This window comes from Lysinibacillus sp. NPDC093712 (assembly GCF_050280025.1).
Classification (GTDB): domain Bacteria; phylum Bacillota; class Bacilli; order Bacillales_A; family Planococcaceae; genus Lysinibacillus.
Genome location: NZ_JBNNUU010000001.1, coordinates 685,416 through 703,843, shown reverse-complemented (window position 1 = coordinate 703,843; position 18,428 = coordinate 685,416). Strand labels below are relative to the sequence as shown.

The window sequence follows — 18,428 nt, the reverse complement described above, 5'->3', positions numbered from 1 at the left end:
GCAAAGATTTCAGAAAAAGAAATGACAAACCATTATTGAACCAACGAATATAATGTGTTAAACTCAGTGGACGCCTATATAGGAGTGAGAAATATGATTCAAATTTCAAGTTCACGAAAACTATATTTTTTTAAACAAAACCTTTGACTTAAAAATAGTCAAAGGTTTTTGTTGCTTTTAGGAAAGAATTTTATTGGAGGTATACTTTTATGAATCAAACCACAAATTCCAATGCTTCAATTGTTGCTGGATGGATTAGTTTAATAAGTAACATCGTATTAACAATTTTAAAAATTGTAGTTGGTACTCTCTTCCATAGTCCAGTGCTTCTAGCAGATGGTTATCATAATGCCGGAGATGTGATTGCAAGCGGTGCCGCCTTAACATCGATGCGTATTTCCAAACGCCCTGCCGACGAAGATCATCCTTACGGACATGGGAAGGCTGAAGTAATCAGTTCCGCTATTGTAGGGATCATTTTAATTATAGCAGCATTGTATATTGCTTATGAATCGATCAAAGCATTCTTTCATGAACCAGAAAAAGCAAGTCTAATTGCGTTTATCACTGCAATCATTTCACTCGTTTGGAAGCTCATTTTATACGTATATACGATTAAAATCGGCAAAAGAACAAATAGTAAAGGCTTAATTGCCACTGCATATGATCATCTTGCTGATGTGTATGCTTCAATAGCTGCTGTATTGGGAATAGGGCTTGCGCTCATTGGGGAATTTACTAATATTCATATCCTTACATATGGGGATCCAATTGCTGGTATCATAGTGACAATATTAGTTTTCAAACTTGCATATGGGATGTTATTAGAAGCTATAGACACGCTTATGGAGAAAAGTGTAAGTCGTGATACACTGGATCATTTCGAAACATTAATTCTTACAATTCCAGAAGTAAAACGTATAGATCGTCTACGAGCTAGAGAGCACGGCCATTATGTATTGGTTGATCTTCGTGTAAGTGTACCTGGAGGTTTAACAGTTCAAGAAGGTCATGATATTATTCGTAAAATAAAGAAAACGATAATGGAAATGCATCCTAATGTAGAAGAAGTTCTTATTCACCTAAATCCTTGGTACGAGGATGATCAATAGGTCGAAATAGTAAAAACCTCCTAACTCATTTATTAGTTAGGAGGCTTTTTAATGGACTGAAAAATCTTTACATTGATTACACTTCAAACTGTTTTAAATGATGGTCAAGGTGCTTGTATATTCCTTTCCCCCATTGCTCTGGAGTGAGTTTTCCAAAAAAGGGATGAGGATGCGTTGTACACTTCTCTGGTCCGTTCTGTTGGAAGGTCGTAATTTTTTGTTTAAGCTTTTCTTTTTCTGTAGCAAATTCTCTAGCATCTGCGATCAAAATGGTTGGAATTGTAGACATATTGTGAGGTAATGTCTTTTCATTGTAAATCATTGGTTTTGCAAATCCCCCTACGATTACTCCTAACCAACTCCTTGTTGGAAATACATTTCCCATTGCAATGTCTTGGAAGGCTGAGCAATGTGCAAGCATTTGAGCAACATCCATTTTTCCCCATTTAGGTTTTGAATTAGGACTTAATTTATCTATCCGCTGTAAAATATCTGCTGTATGCGTAGGATTAAAAATATTTTTCATTATTGCAGATCCCCTACCTTTTTCAATTTGTCCTATAGTTGAATAATTTTCATCCCATACTAGTCAGAAAAACCATAATTCCATTCGTAATCCCGTGAATACATATTGGTACCCAAATCGAATTAGTGCGTTCATATGCTAAAGCAAAAATGACACCACTAAAGAAATTTACTGGCATTACATTATATGTCGGTATATGAACAATTGTAAAGATGAGCGAGCTAATTAAAATGGCACCAGTAAATCCTACGCGTGTACGAAACCAACGATATAAAAAACCACGATAAAAAATTTCTTCGTATATTGGTGAGATAACAGCCGCAGAGATAAAAGCAATGAAAACCGTGAAAAAAGTTACGCTTTGCTGCATTGCGTCTGTTTTGCTGTTCTCTACGGAAATTCCAATAAAACTAGTAAGTACGACAATTATTACGGCACCAACTAACAACATAATAGAATATATAATAATGAGTTTCCAATCGTTAGAAGCGAATGATTTTAACCCTACTTCACGCCAAGAAAGTTTTTTAGGACGTAGGGCAATAAAATAAATACCGAAAAGAAGCGTAATCGCAATTGTTAACCCCGTTAACGTTCCAGCATATAGTTCATTATTAAAAAAGTGAAAATAAATAGGTTTAACAACAAATTTAATACAACCTATGACAAACACAAATTCAAGTAATATTAAAAAGATGAATTCTTTCCATCCCCAACAGTCTTGTTCTTTCCAGTTCATTTGCTTTATTTCCATCCATTATCCCTCTTCCTCTTTATGGTATAATCCAAGTGTAATAGATGACGTTACGTCACCTGCAACCTTTTTTTCAGGAGGAAATGAAATGAAACAATGGACTACTGGCGAGGTATCGAAACAGCGGAATGTATCTATTCGTACACTTCGTTATTATGATCAGGTGAATCTCCTTACACCTAGTTTTAAAGATGTTAATGGCCGACGGTACTATTCAGAAAAGGATTTATTTAGATTAGAGAAAATCATCATTCTAAAATCACTTTCACTTCCACTCGATACTATACGTGATTTATTAGATAAACTCTCCTATAAACAAATTTTAATTTCGCATCATAATTACTTACAAGAACAACTGTCCCAACTTCAAACAAGCATTTCTAATACGACTTCATTAATTAATATGATTGATCTGGAAGAGTCTTTATCGTGGCAACATGTTACTAAACTTGTTCAAAATTCACAAAACATCCCCAAAAAGTGGATCGATTATTTCCAAGATGATGAACAATCATTTTTACAAGAAATAATCCCCAACCTTAGTAACAATGATAAAATAACACAGCAATATATTGCATTACTACGACGAATTGAATGGTGTATAGAGCACAATATTAAAGCCGAAACAGACGAAGGTTTTCAAATTGGTTCCAAATTAATCGACCTATCAAATGACACTTTTCAAGGAGATACAGAATTGATAGAGAAGTTTTGGGATGTCCGAAAACTACCCGTTGAGGAAACTGGGCTATATCCGATTTCGGAAGAGGTATTAGACTATGTGGAACGTTGTATTACATATGCAACAACTTGAAATAGGATAAAAATACGAATAAAGCTATAGGAGGAAGTTTCGCCCCCTATAGCTTTTGCAAATAAATTTAAATAATATACTTACAGAAATTTTTAATGTCGAGAATTCCCCTCTTACATTATAATGCTAATGCATCAATAAAAGCTTCAATTTCTTCCTGTGTTTTACGATCCTTGCTAACAAATCGCCCAACTTCATTGCCTTTATCGAAAGCTACAAAGCTTGGAATACCAAATACATCTAATTCAACACATAAATCGATGAAATCATCACGGTCAATCTTTACAAAACTATATTGACTATAGTTTTCTTCAATTGTAGGCATTATAGGATCGATAAATCGACAATCTCCACACCAATCTGCTGAAAAAACAAATATTGTACGTTCTCCTTTTTTTAGTTCTTCAAATTGATCAATCGATTGTAAATTTTCCACTTAAAAAATCTCCTTTATAACTGTTATTTTTTCTAAAAAAACATATTTACATTACCGGGTGTTTTTAAAACAATTAATGCAGGCAATTTATAAACACTACTTCTAAATATACATCTATATTTGCTTTTTGCATCTCTCTTCCATTAATAATGCCATTTGTTTCGAATTTGGGGTTTCTTCATTTTTTAATTGATCAATGATGTTTTTGTAATCATCTTCATTACGGTTCTGACTTAATTTATAGGCAGCCTGAACATCGCCAATCTTTATTTCAAATCCAACAATACCTTTTATTTCCTTTTCTAAAAGCTCAGGTGAAAGATTATCCCACAAAATAGGTTTCTCTCTATCCTTCTCATATTTTTCTAACAGCATTGTTAAATCGTCGATTAATTCTTCTTTTTCTAAAATATTAGCCTTGCCATAGATGTGAACAGCCTGATAATTCCACGTTGGAACATTTTCATGTGAATACCAAGAAGAGGAAATATACGCATTCGGGCCCTGAAACATGACGAGCACATCTTCACTAGATTCAAATGTTCTCCACTGTGGGTTTCCATATGCCATATGCCCAGTTAGAAAATAATTGTCGCCCTTTTTATTGAACATTAAAGGCAAGTGAGTCGCAATTGGTGTTCCTTGTTTTGTTGTTACGAGTGTAGCAAAAGAGTTCATTTGAATAAATTCTTCAATTTCATTAACATCCGTGACTTTATAGTATTTAGGAATATACATATATGTCCTCCTTAATCATTTAAATTAATGTTTTAGTCATGATAATATCAATTTGTTCTTCATCACCCATATAAAATGAGTGTACTCCTGTTTGAGCAAAGCCAATATTTTTATAAAAACTTATTGCATTTTCGTTCTTTTCCCATACACCTAGCCAGATGTTGCTTTTGCGTTGTTCTTTAGCAATTTCTATCGCTTTATCTATTAGGTATTTTCCGAGCCCTTTTCTTTGAAACTTGTTTCTTATATAAATTCTCTCAATTTCTAGGTACGCATCCCCCATTTTTTCTGATTGGGCATCATGTACATTGACTTTTAAATATCCCGCAACTTCTTCATCGCACCAAATGAAATAAAATTGTGAAAAACGATTGGCTAGTTCCTTCTCTAGTTGTTTAGAGGTAAATGCGCTATCCAAATAAGCTTTCATATTTTCAGGTGAATTTTGATTACTAAATGTATTATTGAACGTTTCAATACTTATTTCTCGGAGTACATGTAAATCTTCCAAGTTGCACTTCGTTATTTTTACAGTCATTTTCATACAGCCCCTTTATTTAAATTCAATAATCTCTCTTATTTCCCTTTTTCACAAATTCCCAGTCTACTTCTATATTTTTTCGAACCCTTTGAAGAAGATGAAAAATTGTTTCTGCTTCACGTTCGGAAAATCCTGCTAATGCGACACTATTGGAATAATCATTTTCCCTTTTGATAATTGGAAAAATCACTTTTCCTTTTTCTGTTGGAAATAGTTTTTTTATTTTTTTGTTATAGTCATCCTCTTTCTTTTCAATAAAGCCATTCATCTCAAGTTTTTTTATAGCCCGAGCTGCTGTTGTTCGATCTACTTTAATCATCTCTGCTAGCTTTTCTTGTATGATGCCTGGATTTTCACAAATTCTTACAAGATATAAATACTGCCCTTTTGTAAGGTCATATTCTTTAAATTCTATATTACTTATAGAATCTAACGCTCTTGAAATCATGCCAATTTCACGAAGAATTTCCTCCATAAATTAACTCCTCCGTTTTTTTATTGCAAATGCAACAAAAAGAATATATATTGAATCTAACCTAACTTTGTTGCAATTGCAACAAAAAACCAGTGGTAGAGAGGTCGAAAAAAAGTGAAATATAGCTTATATGTATTAGGAATTTTATTATTAACCCTTGGTATTTCTTTCACTATACAATCAAACCTTGGAACTTCTCCTTTTGATGCACTTTTGGTAGGACTATCTATTAATGTAGGATTAACAGTGGGGAGCTGGGAAGTAATTTTAGCTTTAATATTGATCGGTTGTAATGCAATATTAGCAAAACAAAGGCCAGAGTTTTTAGGATTAATCACAGCATTTATTACAGGTATCGGGATTGATATATGGTTATTTTTATTACACAATTTGTTAACACCAGAACTGTGGTTTAGCAAAACCATTTGCTTTGGAATTGGTTTGATTATTATTGGCTTAGGAACTGCCACCTATTTACAAACAAATTTTGCACCGATTCCTGTTGATCGATTAACATTAATCATACAACAATTAACTGGGAAAAATATATTATTTGCGAGAACATCCATTTATCTGTTGTTTTTACTCTTAGCAATGCTTTTTAATGGACCGATTGGTGCTGGCACTTTATTAACTGTTAGCTTAGGAGGGCTCATACTTAATTTCTTTATGCCAATTACTAAAAGATTAATAGACGGCATTTTAACTCCAGCTACTACTTTGAAAAAAGGATAGTGTTCAAATTTCTGCTTTAGCATACTCGCCATCTTGAATGTAATTATGACGAGCATCGTATGTTCATCCTATTGAAATAGTAATTAGGATTTAAAAAATTTATCTGTTAAAATGAGCTATAAAATATCCCATTTAGTTGAGGTGAAAGAATGGAAAAGATTCAATTTTCCAAAACAGATTATAACGTAACATATCGTTCCGAAAAAATTGCTTTCTTACCGAGGGAATATCAATTATTTAAATTTTTATATCAAAATCCTTCACGTATTTTTTCAAGGGAGGAATTATTGAACGCTGTTTGGCCAATGGAAGATCCAGTCGATAGAACTGTAGATGACCACATTTATAGAGTTCGGAAAAAAATTGAACCCCTCTCATCCATAGTTGAAATTAAAACAATTAGAGGTCAAGGATACCTTTTGTCAATGAAAGCGGTACAGAAAAGTCCATTATTAAAGGACGACGAAGTATCTACTCAAGTTAAAAGTCTTTTTCGCAAGTATCATCGCTACGGGCAGGGAGATGCCCTGAAACTATTAGCAGAAAATCAGAATGTGTTTGGCTTCCAAATCGATTTGCCTAACCTTCTGTATCTCCATTTCATGAAGGGAGATTTCAGTTGGTTTCTTGAAGCGCAAGAAATCACCTTTTGGGAAAAGTGCTTTTATCTATTGCATATCTATTCATTAATTGAACCAGATAAGAAGAAATGCTTTGATTACTTTACTTGCGCTTTATCTGTAGAGGAAATACCTGACTATCATCGTTTAGAAATGAAATTATTAAACCGTCTATCATTATTGATATTTACTAAACAACTAGATAAAGCCGTTACCCTTCTTCATCGTTCTAAAAATGAGATTTATGAGAAAAACTTGGAAGGTTTCATCCCCTTAATCTTGCTTTCCGAACTATGGCTTACGTTACTTCAAAAGGACATTCTAGAGATAGAGGAACGGATGGAAGAAACAGAAAAAAAGCTTGCAAGTTTTCCTTATCTAAGAGAAAATGCGAATTTATCAATTATTAAAGGATGCTATTGGCTTCTTAAAAACAATGAATCAAAAGCTAAAGATTATTTTGATGAAGGGTTTCAGCTACTTTTGGAAGCTAGATTCATACCTGGGGTGTTAATGAACATCAACATGATTTTATTTTGCGTAGACGATTTTGGCGTGAGTGGTACACTACAAACTGACTATAAAGAATTAAAAGAACAGTATATATCCAAGTACAAATTAAATGAAATACATAGTAAAATCGAACATCAGTTACAATACAACTTAAAATAATAATGAAAAATTTCATTTCCTCTGATATTCCTCTGATAATTGCTCGTTATGCTCGTTAGTAGAGACACTAGCGTGGAGGGATTATTTATGAATAAAGAAATATCAATATGGCGCAATGGCAATTTCATTAAATTTTTTTCTGCTAATACTTTAGCCAATTTAGGAAACTGGTTTGATTTTGTTGGGGTCCTTATTTTATTTAGGTATACATGGAAGGCGGACCCGATGCTGATTGCTCTAATTCCTATTATGTATGCCATACCTAGTATACTTTTAGGACAATTTGCGGGCGTATTTGCAGATCGAAGAAGTAAACGAAAAATTCTTATTTATTCTGACTGGTTTCGTGCAGCGTTAACTTTGTTGCTTGTCTTTACGACTACACCTTGGTTAGCTTTGCCCATCCTATTTTTACGAAACACTGCCGGGGTATTAAGCCTTCCTGCACAGCAAGGATTAATGAGGAGTATTGTGGACGAAAAAAATATTATGCAAGCCATCACTATTAATGGCAGTTTGTTTCAGTTAGTAAAAGTTATTGGCCCACTTATAGGGGGTTCAGTAGCAGGCATATTTTCTCCAAATGTATCCATTGCAATTAATGCGATAGCTTTCACTATTTCTGGCATACTGCTTACACAAATGAAGGTACAAGAAAGCGAATCAAATATAAAAATAGAAGATTCACAATCTGGATTTCTACATTCTTGGCAAGAAGGTTGGCATATAGTATTAAAAAGCAAAGTCCTTTTGGCGAGCATAATTTTCGGGATATTCAGCACCTTAACAATACAAATGATTGACGCACAAATTGTTACTTTGTTTAGTGAGGTGTTCCCCAACAAGCCAGCGTTTACTGGCTGGGCAATTTCTGCTATTGGAATCGGTTCCCTTCTTGTGGTCATCCTTCTAACCAAATTTAAAAAAATCTCTAAATTTGGTTGGTTTTTCGGTGTCGGAAGTCTTCTAATTGGTGTAATGACTGGAGGGTTTGGATTCCTATTGCAATACAATATCATAGCATTTGCTATTATTCTTTCGATTGTTGGTGGAATCGGCAACGGGTTAACGTTTACAGCCATAAATTATCTCATTCAAACAGAACCCCCTAAGGAAGCGATAGGAAGAGTTACCGGAATAATTGATTCCTTGATGAGTATCCTTTTTATTGCAGGCCCTCTTCTTGGCGGACTACTCATTACACAACTAGGGATATTAACCACATTTAAAACAATTGGACTTGGACTAACCATTATTGGCATGACAGGTATATTCCTGCAACGTCTCATCTGGAAGCAGCCCAAACTAGCAAACGTACAAATGAATGATAATGAGGGAAATGAATCTTGTTAAAGCGTGCTAGGAATATTAAGAACATCTTTTTTGCACATCACGATAACTATTAAAACAACAAAAACCCACTTTCAAATTGATAGTGGGCTTTTTGTATAATAAGGCATTTTAACAATGTAGAATAATCCTAATTATCCTATGTAAAATTTTGTTAAATTAAAGCTACACGTATATATTGTTCGTTTTGGATGCTCTCCAGGTGATGCATTTCGATTTCTTCAATCTTGATACTAAAGTTTTTTAGTTTTTGATCGTAATCTCCTGCCCAAAACCTAATTATATCAACGTTTTGCTCTGGTTTAATATGTTGCTTTAAATAGATTAAAAAATCCGCTAAAAATTGAGAACCCCAATTTCCCTCAATACCATATACATAGATTTTTTCACTATAATATTTTAAATCATATGGTGGATTACCCCATTCAAAAATATTGAACTGACGAAATGCTGATTCATCGGGCGCATGTAAAATACGGGCATCATCATCCATCGAATGCCATGCCTGTGCTGGTGTACTTTCTGTAATTGGATATAATTTTTTTAATTCTCTAACTGTAATTTCTACAATCCCTGTACAATCAACTGTTTGTAATGCCCTATCCGCTACAAGTACAGAATATAAAGTCATATCTGAGCCTCCTTAGGTTAAAATCCTTGAAAACAGCATCCTCCTTCCCTACATTTATTTTTTAAAAAATCCCATATTTTATATGATAATATAAAATAAAGGATATTAGATAATTTTAAATAATGGCATAGAAAGGAGTATAATTTATGAAGCAAATAACATAAGTGTGTGCAGGACTTTTGATAAGTGGCTTGTTAATAGGCTGTACGGAGGAAGAAACGAAGGTTGAGCCAGAAACAGAAAAAATTAAAATCGAACAAGTAAAAACAGAAACGGAAGTCGACCATTCAAAGCAATGGAAGGACGTTTCAACACCAGAAGGCTTTAACAATTATGGAATCGAACCAGCGTTGGAGGCTTGGATTGCTTATCACGCTAAAGATATCCTCAACACAACCGACGTAAACGAATATTATCCAAGGGCAGATCAACTCAAGACAGTGATGAACTTTCAAAAGGATTTTGAAAATTTGAACGTACTTTAAATTATGATGGGGCATCTAGTTTATGTTATATCTGTACAGGAAGAATAAGGGCTTGGAACGGCAGAGACCTATGCTGAATTAGAAAAGATTTTTAACTATTTTACTTAATTACTTCATGATCTCAACATCGTAATCAATTACGATGGAAAGGGTAAAACATTCGGGCTCACAAACCAATTAGATGGGAACAAAGTCGGCGAACTAGAAACGTTCCTCTATGTGGGATGACATTTATATTTTTAGTATATAACAAAGGATAACCTTGTCATTTTTGGATACAGGTTGTCCTTTGTTTTATATTAATTTATTTCTAATTCGCTAAAAATCAGAATAACAATATGTAATGAACTTGTTGATAATATATTCCCTATTCTCCCTGAAATCCATTTAAAAAAATGAAAAGGATGTTCTAGGTAGCATCTCCCCCTATTGTTTCAGTGTAAGGTTAATCAGAACCTACCTTTAAGTAATAATGATGGTTCCATACATTCAAATTTTAGATATAATTATATATTATTAATTTAGCAAATAAGGAGGATCTATGGGTATATATTGGACTATTCAATCAATTAAAAAATGGGAGGAAGTAAAAAATATAGGCTATCTTATCGGTGCTCGTGAGCATATATGGCCAGAGTTTATTGAGCCGTATCATTGGATGATGCAACAAATGACTAAAAAACTACCAAACTATCAAGGTGAGTATCCCGTATGGGTATGGACTGATAGACCAGATTTAAGAAAAATAGGACATTTAAATAAAGGAGATCGCGGGGTTTTGTTAAAAATTGACATTGAAGATGATAGAGTTCTCCATTCAGACTTTCAAGCTTGGCATTTTGTTTTAGTTGGTGAATATTGTAATATTGAAGCAAAAGAAGACTTTGAACTTAATTTATCACAACAATCCATACAAGATAGTTGGAAAACAATATTTAATATAAAATATTTAGCAGATCACCCTGATTGGGGGGTGTGTACAGTTCAAGGTGTAACTGGCAAGGTATTGCTACATGAAATTACTTTGGTGAAAGAATTTACAGCACGTTAAATACCAAATATTATTAGCAGAAAGATTTTAGATGTAAAACAGAGCCATCTATCGACAAGACTAAAAGGTGAATAACTCAATAATGGAGTAACTTAATGAATCCAAGAAAATAGAGAAATGGAAAGACATCAATTTCTCTTTTTCTTGGATATACTAGTTTGACCCAGCATCTATATTAATATTAATCAGGTACTATAGCTTTTTCTACCGATTTCTTAATACTATTATAAGTTCCTTTCGCTAATTCCTTATGTAATGGTACAGTAAAGGTATTTCCGTTAGGACCCTTCATAGTTACATGGCTTCCTTTTTGTCTAACCTGCTCAAATCCTACTTTTTCAAGCATCTTGATAAGATCTCTACCACTAATAGTTTTCGGCCATTTAAGTTGAGAGAGAATAGCTTCTTTCACCGCTGTTTTTCCATACTTTTTAATTGCTTCTTTTACTGCCTTTTTTACCACTATTCCAATAATAAGAGGTATTAATGGTGTAGCAGAAGCTTCTAATTTTGTGGAATTTAACAAGTATTCTTCACCCGTAATTGTATCTACTAATGTAGCAATAAATACATCTTCTTTTACTGCATGAAGGATAACATTGTATTTATAAGTAGTGATTTGTCCATTCTCATCTGTTACATCACCAAAAACTATAATATCATGATTATTTTTGTTGATTTCTAATTCTGCATTAATTTTAAGATCCTCTTCTAACAAGTTAGTTTCGAGTTTAAGTCTATTCTCGTTATCTTCTTTAAGATTCACTGGTAATTTATCTGAGAGTTGAAAATTATGTTTCTCTTCAATTTCACTCTCTGCTTTATTCAAATCAATTTTATTATGAGTATCATCATATGCAATAACACTAATATCCCTAGGAAGTATTGTAAATAATAAAGATAATACTAATAATACACTAAAAACTTTTTTCAAAATGTTCACCTCTTTAATACCATTGTCTACTATGTCTATTTTAGATTCCATCTTTAGAGACTCTTTTACTGAATAGATATCTTCAAAATAAATTAAAGAGAAAAGTACAACATAAAATCAATAAAAAGGCATACAGCTTTTACATTAATCTTTAACTCTTTTGTTAAAATTTCTTTATCAAGAATGGTTTTTCAACAATAATTGTAAACAAAATTAATAAAGATTAGTATAATTATATTTATTTTCATACATCTGAATAGCATGCTAGTACTAGAGTAAATATTATTTTAACTTTCTAATAACCGACATTTCAACCGACAATATTTCTGTCGGTTTCCGGCAAGATTACCGTCGGTTGTACTTTTCTGCTCTTAGTATCTCAAAAATTATAGAGTAAAATTTATGACGTTTTAAAAAATAGTTGCAGATATTTTTCCAAATAAGCAACCTAAAGATCTAGCATGTGGATCAGTCTTTATTTTGCAAAAAAATTTAAATCTACAAGCTTTCAATAGCTCAATATTTACATTTATATAAACAAATTATAAAAACAGGCACAATAAGGATGAATTTTTTTGTTTAAGCTTTTATAATAGAGTGAGTGAAGACAAAGAGGTGAACGATTTGTTAGATGGTTGGTTTTTATGGTTTATTTTATTTTGGGTAGTCGTCCTTATCTCGCTAATGGCAATTGGCGGATTTTTCATGTTCCGCAAATTTTTAAAGGCATTACCAAAACAGGATGGGAAATCGGATTTAGATTGGCAGGAATTTTATTTAGATAAAACGATTCATCTATGGGGACAACCTGAGAAGGAACTTCTTTATGAGCTTGTGAGCCCAGTACCTGAGTTATTTAGACAAGTCGCAAAAGAAAAAATTGCGGGTAAAATTGGGGAACTTGCTTTAGAAGAGAAAGCTAAAGCTATTGACAACGACTTAATCATCCGTGGCTATATTCAAGCTACACCTAAACGTGATCATAAGTTTTTACGCAAAAAATTAGATCAACTGCAAATTGATGTTTCCCCGTATGAGCATCTGTTTGAATAAAAGAGAAAAAGTGTTAGATTGACTTCAATCAATCTAGCACTTTTTTGCTATGGCGTTTGGACCTAAGGCTTACCGGCGATTCTCGGACTTTTATCGGCGATTTCTAATATCTTACCGGCTATTTTTGTACATTTATCGGCGATTTCTAATGTCTTACCGGCCATTTTCGTACACTTATCGGCGATTTCTAATATCTTACCGGCTATTTTTGTACATTTATCGGCGATTTCTCATGTCTTACTGGCCATTTTCGTACACTTACCGGCGATTTTTCTAGGCCCTTAGTCTATAAAGATTATTTAAATAAATGATCTAACGCTTGATAATCTTGTTGGTAGCGTCCACCATCTGCTACTTCTGCATGGTATAGCGCCTTTAATGCGTAATTTTTTTGCAAATCCATGTCAGCCATCAGCTCTTTTAGTCGATCATGTAATTCACGATTTTCTTTTACTAGCTGCTGCATCTGTGGTTTAAAATATTTCATGTAATAAACTCCTCATTTTTTAACATGCTTCCTAGTATACCACGATTACTGTTGGCTTGTAGCAAAAGCACAACTTATTTCTTCGAAGTCGCTTTAACATAAAAAAACTACAACAGCACAAGTGCTAGTGTAGTCTTTTCATTACATACTTTTAAGCGGAATTGTTTTTTTGATTTTTTTAAATTGAATTAGCATAGCAATTCGCCATGGGACTAGCATAGCAAATGCTAATATCCAAAACATGCCTGCTAACTCGCCGACATCTATTGAGCTACTTAATATCATTTTCGCCACAACACGGAATATTAACAGTCCAACTAAAATAAATACAAACGCTTTTGAACGTTTTAAATAAATATCCTGACCTTTTACTTCAAATTTAGAAGTAGCAATTAAAATTGTTGAGAACACTACGCCTACAGCAGCTGCTTCTAAAATTTGCATAGATGGCACTCGAAATTGTGCAAATAAAAACATTAACGCACCTGAAGACATTGCAATCGGTGGAATAATAATTTTCTTCTCATTTGTAGGTTTTTTGGAAGCTCGCATACGTACTACCATAACGAAGCTACCCATTATAATGGCCATTATAGTCGAACCTATAACATAATAGTGAGAAGGGATATTGCTTAACATAAAAAATCCTCCTCTGATGTTAAATTAGCAATTTTGACCAACTAATTGGTCTGCTATAGCCCTTAATCTTTCCGGTTCGAAAGGCTTCGTTATAAAATCTTTCGCACCACTTTCCAACGCTTCTACAATTAATTTTTGTTGACCTAAAGCAGTAATCATGACAATCTTTGCATTAGGAAATTCTGGGACGATTCTTTTTACAGCCGCAATACCTGTCATTACGGGCATCGTTACATCCATTGTTACAAGATCTGGTTGTAACTCTCGATACAGCTCTACAGCTTCCTTACCATTCACTGCATTGCCGACTACCTCGTAACCCCATTCGTTAAACATATTACTGATTGTAACACGCATAAATAGCGTATCATCCACTACTAAAACTGTAGGCACGTATTCATCTCCCTCCACGTTAAAGTACAGTATGCCATTAAGTTTAGCAGATTAGAAGCCAATAAATCCACCAAAAATAGGCTGTAATAATCGTGTGATGTACGTTAAACCGTCGAAGAATAACAATATCCCTACAGCAATCATAATATAGCCGCCGACTTTTACGATTTTTTGACTATGGTTGCGAATCCAATTCATACGTGAAATAAAGAATGATAGCACAAAGAATGGTATCGCAAATCCTAAATAATAAGCAAACATATAGCTAAACCCTGAAGAAGGATTTGCTCCAGCTAGTGTAATAATAGACATTAAGATAGGTCCTGTACAAGGTGTCCAACCCGCTGCAAATGCAATACCGATTAAAATCGAACCTAAATAGCCAGATGGCCGATTTTTAAATTGGAATTTCCGATCTTTCATTAAAAAATCAATTTGAAGTAATCCTACAATCATTAAGCCAAAGATAACAATTAAAATAGCGCCGATTTGACGTAACAATGTTTGATAATTAAGGAAAAACTCTCTTGCTAAAGATGCGCCAAGGCCAATCATTATAAAAATAATTGAAAAACCTAGTAAAAAGAATAGCGTATGCAAAATAGCACGCTTTTGCATCATGCCTCGTTCAGATTTTAGCTCATCTAATGTCATTCCCGTTATGTATGATAAAAATGCAGGATACAGTGGGAGCGTACACGGTGAAATGAAGCTTAAAAAGCCTGCGCCAAACGCTAAAAATACGTTAATATCAGTTTCCATATTTTTTCATTCTCTCCTTACAGTTACTGCCTCCATCGTACCAAAAAACAATGGAAATTGCGCCCTTTTAGCTTGTGAACGTTTCATGACGAAAAACTACAAAAAACGCGAAATATCGATATGTTTACATATGTACTTCTGAATTATGCTCTCGGAGCGTTTTTCTGTCAATGAAATTCACTATTATATTAGAAGTTAAAACACTGTATTTATGACCAATGAACGCTTTGTAGCAGTGCTCTACCCTCCGCTCCACACGACAAGTCGATCAAAAAAGACATTGAGAAATACTCAACGCCTTTCATTAAAACTATTCAATCCCCTTAAGGAATCATCCAAGCTAGGACATTACTTTGTAAGAATGTTAGTATACAAATACATAACAGCAGCATAACACTATACCTTAACGCAAAACGAATCAATTCCGATTCTCTACCGACAAGTCCAACCGCCGCAGCTGCTACTGCGATAGATTGTGGCGAAATCATTTTCCCTGTCACGCCCCCAGAGGCATTAGCAGCAAGCGCTAGCACTGGTTCCATACCAACAGATTCAGCTGTAACTTGCTGTAACTTGGCAAATAATACATTGGAAGATGTATCAGATCCCGTAATAAATACACCTAGCCAGCCTAGTACAGGAGCAAAAAATGGGAACAGTACGCCTGTTTTAGCTAACACCAATGCAAGTGTTGTCATCATCCCAGCAGTATTTGTGACATAAGCATAAGCTACAACACTACAAATCGTAATAAGTGGAAACTTAATTTCATTTAACGTTTCAAAAAAGGTTTTACCCCATTCGTGCCAAGAAACGTGAAAAATAAATTTAGAAACGATTGCAGCTAATAATATCGCTGTGCCAGCTGCACCTAATAATTCTAGTTTATAAAATGCTGCTATTGGTTCCTCTGTAGTGCCATTTAATACTTGATTATGTAAAAGCGGTACTTCTGCTGTAAATGTCACGGCTTGTCCTACTACATTGATGCCTTGTAAAATAACATTTGTACCTTCATAATTTCCAGTTAAAGCACTTTTGATTATCGGTATTCCCCAACAAGAAATAAAAGCTGTCAAAATGATAAATGGTGACCAAGACTTTAATAATGTTCCTCCTTTATATGACTCTTTTATTGCCATTTCATCAGCGGTCGCTTCACGTTCTGAAGCAAAGCGATAAATCGTTTTAGGTTGCCAAAATTTCATAAATATAGCTAGTGCAAAGAGCGATACTAATGCAGATAAAACATCGGGTAATTCAGGGCCTAAAAAATTCGAGCTCAAAAACTGCGTCACCGCAAATGAAATACCTGACACTAAAATGGCTGGCATTACTTCCCAAGCTTTTTTAAAGCCAGTCATAATTAACACTAAAAAGAATGGAATAAAAACTGCTAAAAAGGGTAATTGACGTCCTACCATTTTTGAAATTTCAAATGCTGCGATTCCCGTTGGCCCTTCCATTGCAGTAATCGGAACACCAATGGCACCGAATGCAACTGGTGCAGTATTGGCAATTAAACAAAGGCCAGCAGCATACAACGGGTTAAAGCCAAGCCCTACTAATAACGCAGCAGAAATAGCAACAGGTGCCCCAAAACCGGCAGCTCCTTCTAAGAAGGCTCCAAATGAAAACGCTACAAGTAATGCTTGAATACGTCGGTCTTCCGTAATGGATAAGACAGATTGACGAATGATAGTAAAATTCCCTGTTTTTACGGTGATATTGTATAAGAAAACAGATGTTATGATAATCCAACCAATTGGTAATAGGCCATAAACAGCCCCCTGTGTAGCGGACATTATCGCTGTCCCTACTGGCACTTTAAAAGCAATAGTAGCCAAAATTAAAGAAACAAGCAAAGTCGTTACACCTGCCATATAGCCTTTCATTTTTTTAATCGCTAACGCCCAAAAAAAATAAAGAATAGGAATAACTGCCACAATTGCAGACCAAGTCAAACTACCCCCAACAGCTGTAAAATTTTGTGTAAATGTCAAGATACATACCCCCAAATAAAAATTTCTCGCCAATTAATGACTGTAAGCAACAACAAACCACATTTTGATTCATTGCCTGAGTTGCAAGCCAAATGGCTACATACTCATACTATTCATTGTCAAAACCTTTGTAGAAACTACAAATGAAGTTATCCTTTTAGCAACACCTACAAATTTATTTCAAAACCATTTAATTTTCCTAAGCCCTCCAAACATCAATAGATTAGGTCATCTGATGACTATATGATAAAATTATATTAACTATATTTTAAAAATTCAATAATTTTTCATAATTCTTTTTAGCTTATTGAAATAGACATTCCACAAAGCTTTCATGAATGGACAATCTAAACTATTCACTTTAAACAGTGAGTAAAATTCTATTCATCATGTATAATAAAATTATAACGTAGAGCAATCGATCGAGATGAATGAGGTGTAGCTCCTTGGAATTAAAGAAAATTAAACAAAAAAAAATATATGAGGAAGTATCAGAAATGCTCTATGAAAAAATTCGGGCTGGTGAACTGAAGCCTGGAGATCGTCTTGATTCAGTAGAGCAGCTTGCTGAACAATTACAAGTTAGTAGATCTGCCATTAGGGAGGCCTTATCCGCCTTAAAAGCAATGGGCTTAATCGAAATCAAACAAGGTTCTGGGACTTTTGTAAAGAGCACTCCTTCCCAAAAGCTTAATTTCCCATTTTCAACACTAACTTTAACAAATAAAAAAGATATCTCTCATTTATTAAAAGTACGGAAAATTATTGAAGTGGGTGCTGCCGCGAGCGCTTCCATCCATCGAACTGAAGAAGATTTACAAACAATGCTTCGTATTTTAGATGACATGAAACTTGCACAAGGTGATGGTGAGCTAGGCGAAAAAGCAGATTTTCAATTTCACGCAGCAATTTCAGCTGCCTCTCAAAATCCCCTATTGGCAACAATTTTAGACCAAGTATCTGGATTAATGATTGATACGATGAAAGAAACACGTCGTATTTGGCTGTATTCGAAAAAGACAACAAGTGAAAAATTATATGATGAGCATATGCAAATCTTTCTAGCTATTAAGCAACAAAATGAAGAGCTAGCGAAGCATGCGATGTCCTCTCATTTAAGCAACGTCGAGGAAGTTTTAATGCAATACTTCGAAACGAGTCATTAAGTAATTGTAGCTGCCTTTGTAACACGGGTAGCTACTATTTTTTTGAAAATT

General features: G+C 34.1%; 22 protein-coding genes. 9 read left to right on the top strand and 13 right to left on the bottom strand.

Translation table 11 applies throughout. The annotated features are described in order from the left end of the window. Nucleotides 1-209 precede the first annotated feature (209 nt). Nucleotides 210-1,112: a cation diffusion facilitator family transporter gene (locus ACQKNX_RS03590; RefSeq protein ID WP_427427605.1), complete on the top strand. Its 903-nt coding sequence runs from the start codon at nucleotides 210-212 to the stop codon at nucleotides 1,110-1,112. A gap of 76 nt (nucleotides 1,113-1,188) precedes the next feature. Here ACQKNX_RS03590 and ACQKNX_RS03585 read toward each other — a convergent pair whose 3' ends face one another. Together ACQKNX_RS03585 and ACQKNX_RS03580 are read right to left on the bottom strand one after the other, a co-directional pair. Then, the gene (locus ACQKNX_RS03585) at nucleotides 1,189-1,638 is read right to left on the bottom strand and encodes a DUF1569 domain-containing protein (RefSeq protein ID WP_427427604.1); all 450 of its coding nucleotides are present in this window, start codon (nucleotides 1,636-1,638) and stop codon (nucleotides 1,189-1,191) included. A 49-nt stretch (nucleotides 1,639-1,687) separates the two neighbouring features. Continuing rightward, nucleotides 1,688-2,392: a CPBP family intramembrane glutamic endopeptidase gene (locus ACQKNX_RS03580; protein WP_427427603.1), complete on the bottom strand. Its 705-nt coding sequence runs from the start codon at nucleotides 2,390-2,392 to the stop codon at nucleotides 1,688-1,690. Between the two features lie 88 nt (nucleotides 2,393-2,480). Between ACQKNX_RS03580 and ACQKNX_RS03575 the strand changes: the two genes are divergently transcribed. After that, a complete protein-coding gene (locus ACQKNX_RS03575; protein ID WP_427427602.1) occupies nucleotides 2,481-3,206 on the top strand; it encodes a MerR family transcriptional regulator in 726 nt (241 codons plus the stop codon). Nucleotides 3,207-3,324: 118 nt separating this feature from the next. Here ACQKNX_RS03575 and ACQKNX_RS03570 read toward each other — a convergent pair whose 3' ends face one another. The 4 genes from ACQKNX_RS03570 to ACQKNX_RS03555 form a co-directional block, all read right to left on the bottom strand. Beyond that, on the bottom strand, nucleotides 3,325-3,642 hold the full coding sequence (locus tag ACQKNX_RS03570) for a thioredoxin family protein (protein ID WP_427427601.1): 318 nt from the start codon (nucleotides 3,640-3,642) through the stop codon (nucleotides 3,325-3,327). A 114-nt stretch (nucleotides 3,643-3,756) separates the two neighbouring features. Next, nucleotides 3,757-4,380: an FMN-binding negative transcriptional regulator gene (locus tag ACQKNX_RS03565; protein ID WP_427427600.1), complete on the bottom strand. Its 624-nt coding sequence runs from the start codon at nucleotides 4,378-4,380 to the stop codon at nucleotides 3,757-3,759. Between the two features lie 19 nt (nucleotides 4,381-4,399). Next, entirely contained in the window at nucleotides 4,400-4,918 is a 519-nt protein-coding gene (locus ACQKNX_RS03560; RefSeq protein WP_427427599.1) for a GNAT family N-acetyltransferase, read from the bottom strand. A gap of 25 nt (nucleotides 4,919-4,943) precedes the next feature. Further along, entirely contained in the window at nucleotides 4,944-5,396 is a 453-nt protein-coding gene (locus tag ACQKNX_RS03555) for a MarR family winged helix-turn-helix transcriptional regulator (RefSeq protein WP_427427598.1), read from the bottom strand. A gap of 114 nt (nucleotides 5,397-5,510) precedes the next feature. Here ACQKNX_RS03555 and ACQKNX_RS03550 point away from each other — a divergent pair, with 114 nt between their 5' ends. From ACQKNX_RS03550 to ACQKNX_RS03540, 3 genes are all read left to right on the top strand, one after another. Beyond that, nucleotides 5,511-6,131 carry a YczE/YyaS/YitT family protein gene (locus tag ACQKNX_RS03550; protein WP_427427597.1) on the top strand — a complete coding sequence of 207 codons (621 nt, stop codon included), beginning with the start codon at nucleotides 5,511-5,513 and terminating at the stop codon, nucleotides 6,129-6,131. A 149-nt stretch (nucleotides 6,132-6,280) separates the two neighbouring features. Continuing rightward, on the top strand, nucleotides 6,281-7,423 hold the full coding sequence (locus tag ACQKNX_RS03545) for a winged helix-turn-helix domain-containing protein (RefSeq protein WP_427427596.1): 1,143 nt from the start codon (nucleotides 6,281-6,283) through the stop codon (nucleotides 7,421-7,423). 87 nt (nucleotides 7,424-7,510) lie between these two features. Further along, on the top strand, nucleotides 7,511-8,776 hold the full coding sequence (locus tag ACQKNX_RS03540; RefSeq protein WP_427427595.1) for an MFS transporter: 1,266 nt from the start codon (nucleotides 7,511-7,513) through the stop codon (nucleotides 8,774-8,776). A 151-nt stretch (nucleotides 8,777-8,927) separates the two neighbouring features. Here the strand turns inward: ACQKNX_RS03540 and ACQKNX_RS03535 are convergent, their stop codons facing one another. Next, nucleotides 8,928-9,404: a hypothetical protein gene (locus ACQKNX_RS03535; RefSeq protein WP_427427594.1), complete on the bottom strand. Its 477-nt coding sequence runs from the start codon at nucleotides 9,402-9,404 to the stop codon at nucleotides 8,928-8,930. Between the two features lie 179 nt (nucleotides 9,405-9,583). On the opposite strand from ACQKNX_RS03535, the gene ACQKNX_RS03530 reads away from it, so the two are divergent. Both ACQKNX_RS03530 and ACQKNX_RS03525 read left to right on the top strand, forming a co-directional pair. Beyond that, nucleotides 9,584-9,889, top strand: coding sequence for a hypothetical protein (locus tag ACQKNX_RS03530; protein WP_427427593.1), 306 nt, complete (start codon nucleotides 9,584-9,586; stop codon nucleotides 9,887-9,889). A 541-nt stretch (nucleotides 9,890-10,430) separates the two neighbouring features. After that, a complete protein-coding gene (locus ACQKNX_RS03525) occupies nucleotides 10,431-10,940 on the top strand; it encodes a DUF3841 domain-containing protein (protein WP_427427592.1) in 510 nt (169 codons plus the stop codon). 181 nt (nucleotides 10,941-11,121) lie between these two features. On the opposite strand, the gene ACQKNX_RS03520 is transcribed toward ACQKNX_RS03525, so the two are convergent. After that, nucleotides 11,122-11,874: an SAR2788 family putative toxin gene (locus ACQKNX_RS03520; protein ID WP_427428258.1), complete on the bottom strand. Its 753-nt coding sequence runs from the start codon at nucleotides 11,872-11,874 to the stop codon at nucleotides 11,122-11,124. Between the two features lie 624 nt (nucleotides 11,875-12,498). Between ACQKNX_RS03520 and ACQKNX_RS03515 the strand changes: the two genes are divergently transcribed. Continuing rightward, nucleotides 12,499-12,927 carry a DUF2621 domain-containing protein gene (locus ACQKNX_RS03515; RefSeq protein ID WP_172771918.1) on the top strand — a complete coding sequence of 143 codons (429 nt, stop codon included), beginning with the start codon at nucleotides 12,499-12,501 and terminating at the stop codon, nucleotides 12,925-12,927. 295 nt (nucleotides 12,928-13,222) lie between these two features. Here the strand turns inward: ACQKNX_RS03515 and ACQKNX_RS03510 are convergent, their stop codons facing one another. The 5 genes from ACQKNX_RS03510 to ACQKNX_RS03490 all read right to left on the bottom strand — a co-directional run bounded on the left by ACQKNX_RS03510 (nucleotide 13,223) and on the right by ACQKNX_RS03490 (nucleotide 17,211). Further along, a complete protein-coding gene (locus tag ACQKNX_RS03510) occupies nucleotides 13,223-13,414 on the bottom strand; it encodes a hypothetical protein (protein ID WP_340824768.1) in 192 nt (63 codons plus the stop codon). 141 nt (nucleotides 13,415-13,555) lie between these two features. Continuing rightward, complete coding sequence (locus ACQKNX_RS03505; protein WP_427427591.1) at nucleotides 13,556-14,053, bottom strand: CcdC family protein; 498 nt, start codon at nucleotides 14,051-14,053, stop codon at nucleotides 13,556-13,558. A 24-nt stretch (nucleotides 14,054-14,077) separates the two neighbouring features. Next, a complete protein-coding gene (locus ACQKNX_RS03500; protein WP_401007733.1) occupies nucleotides 14,078-14,464 on the bottom strand; it encodes a response regulator in 387 nt (128 codons plus the stop codon). Nucleotides 14,465-14,497: 33 nt separating this feature from the next. Further along, on the bottom strand, nucleotides 14,498-15,208 hold the full coding sequence (locus tag ACQKNX_RS03495) for a cytochrome c biogenesis CcdA family protein (RefSeq protein ID WP_340824771.1): 711 nt from the start codon (nucleotides 15,206-15,208) through the stop codon (nucleotides 14,498-14,500). A 323-nt stretch (nucleotides 15,209-15,531) separates the two neighbouring features. Next, complete coding sequence (locus ACQKNX_RS03490) at nucleotides 15,532-17,211, bottom strand: L-lactate permease (protein ID WP_427427590.1); 1,680 nt, start codon at nucleotides 17,209-17,211, stop codon at nucleotides 15,532-15,534. A gap of 446 nt (nucleotides 17,212-17,657) precedes the next feature. Here ACQKNX_RS03490 and ACQKNX_RS03485 point away from each other — a divergent pair, with 446 nt between their 5' ends. Continuing rightward, entirely contained in the window at nucleotides 17,658-18,377 is a 720-nt protein-coding gene (locus ACQKNX_RS03485; RefSeq protein WP_427427589.1) for a FadR/GntR family transcriptional regulator, read from the top strand. The last annotated feature ends 51 nt before the right edge of the window (nucleotides 18,378-18,428 follow it).

What these genes read in the sequence shown, in the direction of transcription:
- ACQKNX_RS03590 (WP_427427605.1), top strand. Translation starts at nt 210, where the DNA reads ATGAATCAAACCACAAATTCCAATGCTTCAATTGTTGCTGGATGGATT.
- ACQKNX_RS03585 (WP_427427604.1), bottom strand. Translation starts at nt 1,638, where the DNA reads ATGAAAAATATTTTTAATCCTACGCATACAGCAGATATTTTACAGCGG.
- ACQKNX_RS03580 (WP_427427603.1), bottom strand. Translation starts at nt 2,392, where the DNA reads ATGGAAATAAAGCAAATGAACTGGAAAGAACAAGACTGTTGGGGATGG.
- ACQKNX_RS03575 (WP_427427602.1), top strand. Translation starts at nt 2,481, where the DNA reads ATGAAACAATGGACTACTGGCGAGGTATCGAAACAGCGGAATGTATCT.
- ACQKNX_RS03565 (WP_427427600.1), bottom strand. Translation starts at nt 4,380, where the DNA reads ATGTATATTCCTAAATACTATAAAGTCACGGATGTTAATGAAATTGAA.
- ACQKNX_RS03560 (WP_427427599.1), bottom strand. Translation starts at nt 4,918, where the DNA reads ATGACTGTAAAAATAACGAAGTGCAACTTGGAAGATTTACATGTACTC.
- ACQKNX_RS03555 (WP_427427598.1), bottom strand. Translation starts at nt 5,396, where the DNA reads ATGGAGGAAATTCTTCGTGAAATTGGCATGATTTCAAGAGCGTTAGAT.
- ACQKNX_RS03545 (WP_427427596.1), top strand. Translation starts at nt 6,281, where the DNA reads ATGGAAAAGATTCAATTTTCCAAAACAGATTATAACGTAACATATCGT.
- ACQKNX_RS03540 (WP_427427595.1), top strand. Translation starts at nt 7,511, where the DNA reads ATGAATAAAGAAATATCAATATGGCGCAATGGCAATTTCATTAAATTT.
- ACQKNX_RS03535 (WP_427427594.1), bottom strand. Translation starts at nt 9,404, where the DNA reads ATGACTTTATATTCTGTACTTGTAGCGGATAGGGCATTACAAACAGTT.
- ACQKNX_RS03525 (WP_427427592.1), top strand. Translation starts at nt 10,431, where the DNA reads ATGGGTATATATTGGACTATTCAATCAATTAAAAAATGGGAGGAAGTA.
- ACQKNX_RS03510 (WP_340824768.1), bottom strand. Translation starts at nt 13,414, where the DNA reads ATGAAATATTTTAAACCACAGATGCAGCAGCTAGTAAAAGAAAATCGT.
- ACQKNX_RS03505 (WP_427427591.1), bottom strand. Translation starts at nt 14,053, where the DNA reads ATGTTAAGCAATATCCCTTCTCACTATTATGTTATAGGTTCGACTATA.
- ACQKNX_RS03495 (WP_340824771.1), bottom strand. Translation starts at nt 15,208, where the DNA reads ATGGAAACTGATATTAACGTATTTTTAGCGTTTGGCGCAGGCTTTTTA.